This window comes from Limnohabitans curvus (assembly GCF_003063475.1).
In the GTDB taxonomy this organism is placed as follows: Bacteria; Pseudomonadota; Gammaproteobacteria; order Burkholderiales; family Burkholderiaceae_C; genus Limnohabitans; species Limnohabitans curvus.
Genome location: NZ_NESP01000001.1, coordinates 1474302 through 1487511, shown reverse-complemented (window position 1 = coordinate 1487511; position 13210 = coordinate 1474302). Strand labels below are relative to the sequence as shown.

Below are 13210 nucleotides of genomic sequence, written 5' to 3'. Positions count from 1 at the left end.
GGTCAGCCACGATGAACGATAAACCTGTCTATGAGCATACGACAGAACCTGCAAGACCGCTTGCGCCAAGCCTCCCGAACCTTGTTAGACACCCCCGCCAAGCGCTACAGCGCAGCAGGCGGTGTCGTCGCACTTCTGGTGCTGGCCTATGCCTTGCTAAACCAAGAAGCCCCCACCAAACCACCCGCGCCTCAGCCTATCGTGCAAGGTCAACAACTGCGCTTTCCCGCAGGCCACCCACAGCTGGCTTTACTCAGCACCATTGAAGCCAAGGCCGCCGAGAGCGTGACCATTGAATTACCCGCCCGCTTGGTCTGGAACGAAGAGCGCACCCAGCGGATCTACCCCGCATTCGCGGGGCGCGTCCTCACACTCAATGCTGACATTGGTCAAACCGTCAATGCCGGTCAAGTATTGGCCACCTTGGCATCGCCAGAATTTGGCGCGGCCCAGGCTGACACGGCCAAAGCCATGGCTGACGCTCAAGTGGCCGACCGCGCCTTGGTCCGTCACCAAACCTTGTTTGAAGCCGACGTGATCTCTCGCAAAGAACTGGATGCCACCGAAGCCGACGCGCTCCGCGCCAAAGCCGAACTGGCACGCGCGCAAGCACGCACACGTATGTATGGCAGCACCAATGGTGTGAACCAACAGCTAGGCCTGGCGGCCACCGTGCGTGGGGTGGTGGTCGAGCGCAACCTGAGCGCGGGCCAAGAAGTGCGCCCCGACCAAGGCGGCCCAGGCAACCAAGCCCTGTTTGTGGTCAGCGACCCCGGCGTGCTATGGGTGCAAATTGATGCCCGCGAGTCTGACACCGCATCCCTCAAACCCGGCACCAAAATTTCTTTAACACTGCCGAACTTCCCAGGCCAAACCTTTGAGGCCAAGATCACCGCGGCAGGTGACTTTATCGACAGCAACACCCGATCTATCAAAGTGCGCGCCGTCATCGACAACGCCCAGCGTTTGCTCAAAGCCGAAATGCTGGGCACCGCCCGCATCGAGCGCAAACTGGCCGCTGGCGTTTTGGTGCCCGCAAGCGCCGTACAGCTGCGCGGTACCGAGCAATGGGCTTATGTACAAACCGAACCTGGCGTGTTCGAACCCCGCCGCGTCAAGCTGGGCTATGAAGGCCTGCAAGAAGTGCTCATCGTTGATGGCGTACAAGCCAACGAGTTGGTGGTGAAAGAAAACAGCTTGCTGCTGGCCCGCGAATTCCGCAACGCTCAAGATGAAGCCATGCAACACACCCCAGCTCCCGGCTCTGCCGTTCCCGCCCGCGGTGCAGGTCAAAAATGAAGCGCCTCATTGACTATGCGCTGAACCAGCCGCTCTTCATTCTGTTGGGCACACTGCTGTTTGTGATGGCGGGCGTATTTGCTTTTAAAAACCTGTCTGTTGAAGCCTTCCCTGACGTCACCGACACCCAAGTCACGGTGATTGCGCTCTACCCTGGCCGTGCCGCCGAAGAGGTGGAAAAAGAAGTGTCTTTGCCCATTGAAGTCGCGCTGTCTGGCTTGCCCAACTCAATTCGCGTGTTCTCACACACGCAGTTTGGTTTGTCGTTCACCGTCGTCACGTACGACGACAAGGCCGAGGTGAACCTCGCCCGTCAACAGGTCAATGAACGCTTAAGCAGCGTGGACTTACCCACAGGCGTGCAAGCCAATGTCATGCCCAACGCGACCCCCGTGGGTGAAGTGATGCGTTACCGCCTCAAGGGCGATGGCAAGACATCTACCGAGCTGCGCACCATCCAAGACTGGACCGTCGAGAGAGCGTTGCGCCAAATTCCAGGTGTGGCCGACGTCGTGGGCATGGGCGGCTACATCAAACAGTACGAAGTGCAGCCCGACATGCAAAAGCTGCGCGCCTACAAACTCACGCTGCAAGATTTGCAAGATGCCATGGGCCGTGGCAACTCAAACGCGGGGGGTAGCTATGTAGCCCAAGGCGCACAACAGTTCGCCATTCGTGGCATTGGCTTGCTGCATTCGGCGCAAGACATTGGCAACATCGTGGTCACTGCACGCGGTAACACCCCTGTACTGGTAAAGGATGTAGCGACCATCGCCATTGGCGCAGTACCTCGTTTGGGCACCGTCGGTCAAGACTTAGACGACGATGTAGTCACCGGCATCATCATCATGCGCAAGGGCGAGAACCCCAGCGTGGTGCTCAAGGGCATCAAAGAAAAACTGATTGACCTCAACGAACGCGTGCTACCCAAGGGCGTGCAGATCGTGCCGTTTTACGACCGCACATGGTTGATGGGCAAGACCCTCACCACCGTGTTTAAAAACTTGGTCGAAGGCGCGCTACTGGTGTCGCTGGTGCTGTATTTGTTCTTGTCCAACATGCGCGCTTCGCTCGCGGTGGTCGTCGTCATTCCACTTGCCCTGCTATCTACCTTCTTGGGGCTCAAAATTTTGGGTGTGCCCGCCAACTTACTCAGTTTAGGCGCGATGGACTTCGGCATCATCGTGGATGGTGCGGTGATCGTGATTGAAAACATCATGCACCGCTTGGCCGAACGCGGTGAAGGCATGAACGAGAAAGAGCGTCGCACGCTCATCACCAACGCGGCCAACGAAGTGGGTCGCCCTACGTTGTTCTCGATGCTCATCATCATCGCCGCGCACATTCCTATCTTTGCACTACAACGCCACGAGGGCCGAATTTTTCAGCCTATGGCGCTATCCGTGACCACAGCACTGGTGGGCTCGCTCATTTTTTCGTTGACCTTGGTCCCACTGCTGGCCTATTGGATGCTGCGTAAAGGCATTCCGCACGGCGACAACGGCCTGGTGTCGTGGGCCAAGCGGGTGTACGAACCCGTGCTGAACTGGGCACTTGAAAAACCTCGCAAAGTGGTGGGCATCGCCCTGAGTGGATTTGCCATTTCTGTTTTAGCGGCAGCCAGTTTGGGCTCTGAGTTCTTACCTGAACTGAACGAAGGCACGTTCTGGGTGAACTGGGACATGCCTGCCAGCGTGTCACAAGAAGAAGCCGCCAAAGTGCTGCGCAAAGCGCGCGTACAACTGCTGACCATTCCTGAAGTGCGTACCGTGGTCTCCAAGGCCGGTCAACCGGAAGACGGCACCGACCCTAAAACACTCAGCATGGCCGAGGTGTTTGTAGACGTGAAGCCCGCTGAAGAATGGCGCAAAGGCATGACACGCGATTTGCTGATTGAAGAAATGGACCAAAAGCTGGCGATTATTCCGGGCGTAGACCCTGCATTTTCGATGCCCATTCGTGACAACGTGTTGGAGTCAATTTCGCAAATCAAAGGGCAGATCGTGGTGAAGGTTTCGGGAGACGACTTAGATGAACTGCGTCGAACCACCGAAGCCATGCAACGTGAGTTCAAACAAGTCGTAGGTGTACAGCGTGCTGAGATTGACCGATTGGGTGAAGTGCCACAACTCATCGTCGACATCGACCGTGACCGCGCCGCACGATTGGGACTCAACGTGGGTGACATTCAAGACGTGATTGAGTCTGCTTTGGCCGGTCGCGCCACCACCCAAATTTGGGAGGGGGAGCGCAAGTTCACCGTGGTACTGCGCTTGGCTAGTGACCGACGCTCGGTCATCAACTTACCAGCCACCCCCATCGCTCTGCCTGGCGGTGGCTACGCCACGCTAGAAAACGTGGCCACGATTCGGCAAGGCAGCGGCGCGATGAACATCGCCCGAGAAGCCGGCCGACGGACCATGGCGATTGGTATTTTTGTGAAGGGCCGCGACATGGGCTCGGTCGTGGCAGACATGAAGGCACGTGTCGAAAAGAACGTGAAGATTGCCGACAGCTACGCCGTCACTTGGTCCGGTGAGTTTGAAAACCAAGAGCGCGCCATGCAACGCTTGGGCGTGGTGGTGCCAATTTCGCTGCTGCTGATTTTCGTGTTGCTGTTCGACGCGTTTGGTTCGTTCAAAACTGCGGGTTTGATTTTGATCAACGTGCCGCTCGCATTGATTGGCGGTTTTGCGGCGCTATGGATTTTTAGCATTCCGCTGTCCGTGTCAGCCGCCATTGGTTTTATTGCGCTATCGGGCCAAGCCGTGCTCAATGGCGTGGTTATGCTTTCGGTCTTCCAACAGTTGCGCAATGCGGGCTACACCGTGATTGAGGCCGTCAAGGAGGGTGCATTGCAACGTCTACGCACCGTCTTAATGACAGCCATGCTCGCCGCACTGGGTTTGCTGCCCATGGCGTTGAGTCATGACATCGGCTCCGAAACCCAACGCCCTTTGGCAATCGTGGTGATTGGCGGCTTGGTCACCGCCACGTTGTTGACGCTGGTGGTGCTGCCGGCCCTTTATGTGTCGTGGTTTTCAACACCGAAAGCGCCAACGATAAACAGCAAAGCCAACGCCTAAGAAAATCAAAAGACGATCAAGGTTTCCAACGCTTCAACAACAAAGCGTTGGTCATCACGCTGACGGAACTCAACGCCATGGCGGCACCCGCGACGACTGGACTCAAATAGCCCATCGCTGCCAGCGGGATGCCTGCGGCGTTGTAAACAAACGCCCAAAACAAATTTTGGCGGATCTTGGCGACCGTGCGCGCCGAGATGTCCAACGCACCGGCGACCAAGGCCACGTCACCGCGCATGAGCGTGATGCCTGCGGCTTGCATGGCCACATCGGTGCCACCACGCTGGCCATCTGCATTGAGGTTGGCCATGGCCAACCCCACATCAGCAGCAGCCAAAGCGGGCGCGTCGTTGATGCCGTCGCCCACAAAAGCGACCACATGGGGAGAGCCATGTGGGTTGTGTTGCAAGCGCTTCACCAACGCCGCTTTGTCACCGGGCATCACGTCGGCATGTACCTCGTCTGAACGCAAACCCAAGCGTGCGGCCATGGCTTGTGCGGCACCCGCGTTGTCACCTGAAATCATCACCAAACGCAAACCACGCGCACGCAACTTAGCCAAGGCAGCCTGCACGCCAGGTTTAGGCTCATCGCCAAAGGCCAGAACGGCGAGTGGTGCTATCCCTTGCGCCGTGCGTTCAGCCAACACCGACACCGTGGCGCCCTGGGCTTGCAAAACGCTCGCTTGCGCGAGCCATGCACCTTCTGGCAAAGCCAGTTCGGTCATCCAACGCAAGCTACCTAGCAGCAGGGTACGCCCCTGCACCACACCTTCGCTGCCAAAGCCGGGAACCGCCTTCGCGCTGTCAGGGGCGGCAAACGCCACGCCTTGGGCCTTGGCCGCCTGCACCACCGCATGAGCCAACGGATGTTCGCTGCCGCTTTGCAAACTCGCGGCAAGGGCGAGCAACAAAGTTTGAGCCTCTGTTATCGCGTCGGTACTTGCGGTCGCGAGCAACGACAACAAACGGGGCTGACCCACGGTCAATGTACCGGTCTTATCAAACGCCACCGCGTCGACTTTGTGAGCCACTTCTAAGGCCTGAGCATCTTTGATCAAGATGCCGTGCTTGGCCGCCACGCCCGTGCCCGCCATGATGGCCGCTGGCGTGGCCAAACCCAGGGCACAAGGACACGCAATCACCAGCACCGCGACGCAATGGATGAGCGACACCTCAAAGCTATGACCCGTGAACCACCAAACCAACAACGTGACCAAGGCCAGCACCAAGACTACCGGCACAAACACCGCAGACACCTGATCCACCAAGCGCTGAATGGGTGCCTTGGCCGCTTGTGCGTCTTCCACCAAGCGGATGATGTTGGCCAACACCGTGGCCGTGCCTGTCGCGCTGACGCGAATCACCACACGGCCTTCACCGTTGATGCTGCCCCCCGTCACACGTGAATCCACAACCTTGTGTACGGGCAATGGCTCGCCCGTGAGCATGGCTTCATCGACCTGTGTTTGCCCTTCAAGGACCACGCCATCTGCGGCGAAGCGTTCACCGGGCAAAACCACCAAACGGTCGCCGACCAACAATTCTTCGATGGGAATTTCAGCCTCGCCGTCCAAAGTAATCACACGTGCGCGCGCTGGACGCAAGGCATGCAAGGCGCGAATGGCATCGGTTGTTTGGCGCTTGGCGCGGGCCTCGAGCCATTTGCCCAACAACACCAAGGTGATGACAACGGCTGAGCCTTCGAAATACAAATGCACCATGGCCCCTGCTGGGGCGGTGAGCCACAGCCACACGGACAACGCCCAGCCCGCGCTCGTGCCCAAAGCAACCAGTAAATCCATATTGCCGCTGCCTGCCAACAGGGCATGCCAACCCGCTTTGTAAAAGCGCGCACCCAGCACAAACTGCACAGGCGTCGCCAACAAAAACTGCCACAGCGCAGACAACATCCAATGCTGGCCTAAAACATCGCCCAGCATTGGCAAAACCAACGGCGTACTGAGCAGCAGACCCAAAGCAACGAGTGAAAAACCCGCCCAGGCCCCTGCAGGTGCTTGCTCTAAATGCTCAGCCGCCAAGGGCTCGTACCCTGCATCGCGTACAGCACGTCGCAAGCGGGCTTGCTGGGTTTGTTCGTCCTCAGTGGTCTGCAAGGCAGCCCATGTCACCCTTGCAGACTCGGTGGCCAAGTTAACGCTCACCGATTCAACCCCGGGCAGTTTGGCAATCGCGCGCTCCACACGGGCCACGCAGGACGCACAGGTCATTCCACCAATACCAATATCGCAAAACAATTCAGACATGAGTTAAGGTTACATCTTTTATAAGGAGCAAATGATGGACAACACGTTTCAAGTTCAGGGCATGACATGCGGCCATTGCGAAATGGCCGTCAAAAAGGCCATTGCGCGCTTGGATCCGGAAGCTAAAGTGGAGATTGACCGCAGCACAGGCAAGGTCGATGTGCACAGCACCAAACCACGCGAAGACATTGCACATGCCATTGCCGACGAAGGCTACCAAGTCGCGTAAAGGCAAAGCCACGCTACAAAACTTTACGAAACTTGTGCGGCGACGCACAGACGCGTTACACGAACGGTTCACAGTACGAACTTGACCGAGGCATTTCGCCTCTCACTTCAAGGAAGCTTCTATGACCCGTTTGAACACCACCCGTTTTGCACTGTCTGTTTTGTTAGCTGGAACTGCCTTGGCCGCTGTCGTGCCTGCACAAGCTCAACCCATGATGGGCGAAATGGGCGTCCACCACGATGAGGGCCGCATGCATGAACGCATGACCAAGCATTGGGAGAAGCGTCAGACAGAACTGAAAGCCAAGCTGCATTTAACAACCGCACAAGAGCCCGCATGGAATGCCTTTGTACAAAGCATGAAAATGCCCGCAAAGCCCCTCATGCAACCGCTTGATCGAGAAGCCATGGCCAAGCTGAGCACGCCAGAGCGCATGGAAAAAATGAATTCGGTGCATGAGGCCAATTTGGCCGCCATGCAATCGCACGTCAAACAACGCTCAGAAGCAACGCGTACGTTCTACAACCAACTGACGGCTGAACAGCAAAAGGTGTTTGATGCCGAGACCCTTCCAGAGCATTCACGCTGGAAGGGCAAGCGCGATTAAATATCGATGTTGGCAGCGCGCAAAGCGTTGTTTTCGATGAAGTTGCGGCGAGGCTCGACCTCGTCGCCCATCAACATGGTAAACACGCGATCGGCTTCGATGGCATCGTCAATTTGCACACGCAACAAACGGCGAACTGTCGGGTCCATCGTGGTTTCCCACAGCTGAGCTGGGTTCATCTCACCCAAACCCTTGTAGCGCTGACGTGCTGTGGCGTTTTCGGCTTGGCCAATCAGCCACTTCATCGCTTGGCGGAAGTCAGAGACTTTTTCTTCTTTCGCCTTTTCGCCTTCGCCACGGTGCACTTTAGAGCCCTCACCCACCAAGTCACGGAAGGTTTGTGCTGCTTCGGCCAAGGCGCCGTAATCGGCACCGTGCACAAAGTCTTGTGTGATCACACTGCTCTTGACGTTGCCATGGTGGCGACGGCTGATGCGCAGAATAGGCTTGTCGGTACGCACATCAAACTCGCCGGAAGCTTCTGAGCCGCTGCCAAGTTCACGCAATTTTTCTTGCATGGCCAGAGCAGATTTTTCAGCATCAGCCACGGTGTCGAGGTTGATAGACACACCATCTGCAATGGCACGCAAGGCTTCGGCATCCATGAAGCCACTCAAACGCGCAATGACAGACTCAGCCACTTGGTGCTTACGCGCCAATTCGGCCAAGGTGTCACCACTCAAGGTTTGCGCATTTGCACCGCCGGTGGTGATGCTGGCGTCTTTCAACGCAATGCGCAACAAGAAGCCATCCAATGCGGATGCGTCTTTGAGGTACAGCTCTTCTTTACCCGCCTTAACTTTGTACAAAGGGGGTTGCGCAATGTAGATATGGCCACGCTCCACCAACTCAGGCATTTGGCGATAGAAGAACGTGAGCAACAGCGTACGAATGTGCGCACCGTCCACGTCCGCGTCAGTCATGATGATGATGCGGTGGTAACGCAGCTTGTCGACGTTGAAGTCATCGGTGGCCGACTTGCCAGACTCAGCACTGGCTTTGCCAATACCAGTACCCAACGCCGTGATGAGCGTCAAGATTTCGTTGCTGGTCAGCAGCTTCTCGTAACGTGCTTTTTCCACGTTCAAAATCTTGCCACGCAGGGGCAAGATGGCTTGGAATTTACGGTCACGACCTTGCTTGGCTGAACCACCCGCAGAGTCACCCTCCACGATGTAGATTTCGCACAGCGATGGGTCTTTTTCTTGGCAATCTGCCAGTTTGCCTGGCAGACCCATGCCGTCCAACACACCTTTGCGGCGTGTCATCTCACGGGCTTTACGGGCAGCTTCGCGAGCACGCGCAGCTTCCACAATCTTGCCGCAAATGATCTTGGCGTCGTTGGGACGCTCTTGCAGATAGTCAGTCAGTGTTTTAGCGACGATGTCTTCCACGGGTGCACGCACCTCGCTGGAGACAAGCTTGTCTTTGGTCTGGCTGCTGAACTTGGGCTCAGGCACTTTAACCGACAGCACGCAGCACAAGCCTTCGCGCATGTCGTCGCCTGTCACTTCGACTTTGGCCTTCTTGGCAAATTCGTTTTCTTCGATGTACTTGTTGATGACACGGGTCATTGCCGCACGCAAACCAGTCAGGTGGGTGCCACCGTCACGCTGTGGAATGTTGTTGGTAAAGCACAAGACGTTCTCGTTGTAACCATCGTTCCACTGCATGGACACTTCCACACCAATGTTGGTGCCCGGAATACCACCATAAGTCTCAGCAGGACGGTCGCCTTCAGCGTAAAACGCATTGGGATGCAATACCTTTTTGCCTGAGTTAATGAAGTCTACAAAGCCCTTCACACCACCTGCACCAGAAAAGTCGTCTTCTTTGCCTGTGCGTTCGTCCAACAAGCGGATGCGAACACCGTTGTTCAAAAAGCTGAGTTCGCGCAAACGCTTGCTCAAAATTTCGTAATGAAAATCTGTGTTTTGAGTGAAGATTTCTGTGTCGGGCAAGAAGTGAACTTCTGTGCCGCGCTTCTCAGTATCACCCGTGATCCGCATGGGAGACACTTCCACACCGTTCACAACTTCAATCAAACGGTTTTGCACAAAACCTTTAGAGAACTCCAAGGTATGTACCTTGCCATCACGGCGGACCACCAAGCGCAATGACTTGGACAGCGCGTTCACACAAGACACACCCACACCGTGCAAACCGCCAGACACTTTGTAACTGTTCTGGTTAAATTTGCCGCCTGCGTGCAATTCAGTCAAAGCAATTTCAGCCGCACTGCGCTTGGGCTCGTGCTTGTCATCCATCTTCACGCCTGTAGGAATACCACGGCCGTTGTCAGTCACGCTGATGGAATTGTCACTGTGGATGGTGACCACGATGTCATCGCAATGACCCGCTAAAGCTTCGTCAATCGAGTTGTCGACCACCTCAAACACCAAGTGGTGCAAACCTGAACCGTCGGATGTATCTCCGATATACATGCCGGGACGCTTACGAACCGCCTCAAGGCCTTCCAAAATTTGGATAGAGCCTTCACCATAGCCTTCACCGGCTGGGGGTGTTACTGGATTTTCAGGGGTTTGAGTGGATTCGGTCATAGCAAGTCTTCGTGCGTGAGGCACAAGCGCCTCACGATTTCAATCAGTAAAAAGGGAAACAACAGCGCGTTAGATACGCATTGGCATCACCACGTATTTGAAGGTGGCGTTATCTGGAATAGTGATCAGTGCAGAACTGTTGGAATCTGCCAAATCAACCTGAACCATATCTTGATCCATATTGGTCAAAGCGTCGATCAAGTAGGTCACGTTGAAACCAATTTCAATGGCATCGCCGCTGTAATCAATTTCAAGTTCATCTACAGCTTCTTCTTGCTCAGCGTTGCTTGACGCCACGCGCAACACACCTGGCTCGAGGTTCAGACGAACACCTTTGAACTTCTCGCTGGTCAAAATCGCGGTACGTTGTAAGGTGGCCAACAAAGCCGTACGACCCATGGTGATGGTGTTCTTGTGGTTCTTTGGAATCACGCGGTTGTAGTCAGGGAACTTGCCTTCGACCAACTTGGTCACAAACTCCATGCCCTCAAAAGTGAACTTGGCTTGGTTGCCTGCAAATTGCATTTCAATCGCGCCTTCTTTGTCACTCAACAAACGCTGCATTTCCAGCACTGTTTTGCGCGGCAAGATGACTTCTTGGCGTGGCACTTCTACATCCAACGTGGCCGAAGAAAAAGCCAAACGGTGACCATCCGTGGCCACCAAGCTCAACTGCTTGCCTTCTGCCACAAACAAAATACCGTTGAGGTAGTAACGGATGTCATGCACGGCCATGGCGAATGACACTTGGTGCAACAACTCTTTGAGTGTCTTTTGTGGCACGCTGAACGAAGGGCCAAAGTTGGCAGCTTCTTGTACCAATGGGAAATCTTCAGCAGGCAAGCTTTGTAAAGTAAAACGACTCTTGCCACCTTTCAAAATCAATTTGTTTTGATTGGATTCCAAACTCACGGTTTGATCTGAAGGCATGGTGCGCAAGATGTCGATCAACTTGCGAGCGCCCACTGTCGTGGTGAAGTTACCTGCATCACCATCCAGCTCAGCTGTGGTGCGAATTTGAATTTCTAAATCGCTGGTGGTGAGTTGCAATGCACTGCCTGTTTTGCGAATCAACACATTGGCCAAGATTGGCAATGTGTGGCGACGTTCAACGATGCCTGCAACAGATTGCAGAACTGACAAAACCTTGTCTTGTGTTGCTTTCAGTACGATCATCTCTTCCTCTTGTTTTCTTTATTTAAATTAGTAGTAGTAGATAAGCAAAGCATCTTTCTGTGGACAACAGCATTTTCCTCTTTTTTTTCAAGCACTTGGGTTGACCCATAAGGTGTTGGCAAGCTTGCTTTTCTGCTGTCGTTCAAAACTGGATAACTTTATTTTTCCTACTTTTCTGTGGATAACTCTGGTGTTATCCAGAAACCATCCACAAGGTTGTTCTTTTGCTGTTTAGCCCTTGAGTGTTTGTTCTAAAACGTGCAGTTGTTGGTTCAGGTCAGCCATTTGTTGACGCTCTGCCGTGATTTTGCGAACTGCATGTAGCACGGTGGTGTGGTCTCGTCCGCCAAACAGCTCACCAATTTCAGGAAGGCTCTTTTGCGTGAGTTCTTTGGCCAAATACATGGCAATCTGACGTGGACGTGCAATCGAGGCAGGGCGCTTCTTAGAGTACATGTCCGCCACTTTGATCTTGTAATAGTCGGCAACCGTTTTTTGGATGTTCTCTACGGAAATTTGGCGGTTCTGAATAGAAAGCAAATCACGCAATGCATCGCGTGCCAGTTGAATTGATATTTCTTTTTGATTGAAACGCGAATAAGCCAAAATTTTACGCAAGGCGCCTTCGAGTTCACGTACGTTAGAACGCACGTTCTTTGCAACAAAGAAGGCCACTTCTTCAGGCATTTCAGAGCCTTCAGCGCGTGATTTACTGATCAAGATGGCCACACGCATTTCGAGTTCAGGAGGCTCAATCGCCACTGTCAAACCCGCATCAAAACGCGACACCAAACGTTCATGAATGTCAGTCAACCCTTTTGGATAGGTATCACTCGTCATGATGATGTGCGATTTTTTAGCCAACAAAGCTTCAAACGCGTTGAAAAACTCTTCTTGGGTGCGTTCTTTGTTGGCAAAAAACTGAACATCGTCGATCAAAAGTAGATCTAGCGAGTGATAACGCTCTTTGAATTCGTCAAAAGTTTTACGTTGATAGGCTTTAACCACATCGGAAACAAACTGTTCCGCATGGATGTAGAGAACTTTGGCTTCGGGACGTTCGGACAACAGCTTGTTGCCAACCGCATGCATCAAATGGGTCTTGCCCAAACCCACACCACCATAGATGAACAAAGGGTTGTACAGCTGCCCTGGCATGGTGGCTACATGCATCGCAGCAGCACGTGCCATCCGGTTAGCTGTACCTTCAACCAAGGTGTCAAAGGTTAGGGCTGTGTTGAGGCGTGTACGAGGGCCGCTGGGAATACCTTCCTCAAGGCCTACAAAACTTTCCGGTAAAGACTCAAGCTCTTGGGAAAATGAGACAGGCTTAATTCTGACGGGCGTTTCTTTGGGAGTAATCGCTAACTCCACTTGAATAGATTGCCCGTGCATTTGTTGTAACAAGCCTGCAATTCGATTGGCGTATTGGGCGCGAATCCAGTCTAATTTGAAGCGGTTGCCAACCAAAATAACCACTTTGCTGAAGTCTTCAGCGACGTTGGCGACCAACGGTTTGATCCAAGTATTGAACTGCTGTTCGGGCAATTCTTGCGCCAATTGATCGACGCAGGCCTGCCACAAACCCTCACCAGAACCTGGTGGTAGGCCGTCGGCGGCAGAAGATGGAAGACCCTGGTTCATGCAATATTTTTTCTGTGGATAGCTGCCTTAAAAAGACAGGCAACTGGACACTTTATCAAAAAATTATCCACAGGTCATCTAAAACTGCGAGACTTTTAAAAAAGCAAAGCTAAAAAGAGTGTGGATAAAAGTCTGCAAGGGGGCGAAAAGTTTGAGATAATCATTGGTTTCCCTGATCTCTCAGGGCTTAGCTTTTTGGAAAAATCATGAAACGCACTTACCAGCCTTCTAAAACCCGTCGCGCCCGTACCCATGGCTTCTTGGTCCGCATGAAAACACGCGGTGGCCGCGCTGTGATCAACGCACGTCGCGCCAAAGGTCGCAAGCGTCTGGCTGTCTAAT

9 protein-coding genes are annotated in these 13210 nt (G+C 54.1%); 5 read left to right on the top strand and 4 right to left on the bottom strand.

Annotated elements, in window-relative coordinates:
* Positions 1–30 precede the first annotated feature (30 nt).
* The gene (locus tag B9Z44_RS07410) at positions 31–1299 is read left to right on the top strand and encodes an efflux RND transporter periplasmic adaptor subunit (RefSeq protein ID WP_108359482.1); all 1269 of its coding nucleotides are present in this window, start codon (positions 31–33) and stop codon (positions 1297–1299) included.
* Positions 1296–4385, top strand: a complete 3090-nt coding sequence (locus B9Z44_RS07405) for an efflux RND transporter permease subunit (RefSeq protein WP_108402069.1) — start codon at positions 1296–1298, stop codon at positions 4383–4385. Before B9Z44_RS07410 ends, B9Z44_RS07405 begins: the two co-directional genes overlap by 4 nt.
* A gap of 16 nt (positions 4386–4401) precedes the next feature.
* Here the strand turns inward: B9Z44_RS07405 and B9Z44_RS07400 are convergent, their stop codons facing one another.
* Positions 4402–6651, bottom strand: a complete 2250-nt coding sequence (locus B9Z44_RS07400; protein ID WP_245912780.1) for a heavy metal translocating P-type ATPase — start codon at positions 6649–6651, stop codon at positions 4402–4404.
* Between the two features lie 34 nt (positions 6652–6685).
* Here B9Z44_RS07400 and B9Z44_RS07395 point away from each other — a divergent pair, with 34 nt between their 5' ends.
* Positions 6686–6880 (top strand): heavy-metal-associated domain-containing protein, encoded by a 195-nt coding sequence (locus tag B9Z44_RS07395; RefSeq protein WP_108402849.1) that lies wholly within the window; start codon positions 6686–6688, stop codon positions 6878–6880.
* Positions 6881–7001: 121 nt separating this feature from the next.
* Positions 7002–7487 carry a Spy/CpxP family protein refolding chaperone gene (locus B9Z44_RS07390; protein WP_108402068.1) on the top strand — a complete coding sequence of 162 codons (486 nt, stop codon included), beginning with the start codon at positions 7002–7004 and terminating at the stop codon, positions 7485–7487.
* Here the strand turns inward: B9Z44_RS07390 and gyrB are convergent.
* The 3 genes from gyrB to dnaA form a co-directional block, all read right to left on the bottom strand.
* Positions 7484–10048: a DNA topoisomerase (ATP-hydrolyzing) subunit B gene (gene gyrB, locus B9Z44_RS07385; RefSeq protein ID WP_108402067.1), complete on the bottom strand. Its 2565-nt coding sequence runs from the start codon at positions 10046–10048 to the stop codon at positions 7484–7486. The genes B9Z44_RS07390 and gyrB overlap by 4 nt on opposite strands.
* A gap of 69 nt (positions 10049–10117) precedes the next feature.
* On the bottom strand, positions 10118–11224 hold the full coding sequence (gene dnaN / locus B9Z44_RS07380; RefSeq protein ID WP_108359476.1) for a DNA polymerase III subunit beta: 1107 nt from the start codon (positions 11222–11224) through the stop codon (positions 10118–10120).
* A gap of 231 nt (positions 11225–11455) precedes the next feature.
* Positions 11456–12868: a chromosomal replication initiator protein DnaA gene (gene dnaA, locus B9Z44_RS07375; RefSeq protein ID WP_108402066.1), complete on the bottom strand. Its 1413-nt coding sequence runs from the start codon at positions 12866–12868 to the stop codon at positions 11456–11458.
* A gap of 206 nt (positions 12869–13074) precedes the next feature.
* On the opposite strand from dnaA, the gene rpmH reads away from it, so the two are divergent.
* Entirely contained in the window at positions 13075–13209 is a 135-nt protein-coding gene (rpmH, locus tag B9Z44_RS07370) for a 50S ribosomal protein L34 (protein ID WP_005798102.1), read from the top strand.
* Position 13210 lies beyond the last annotated feature (1 nt).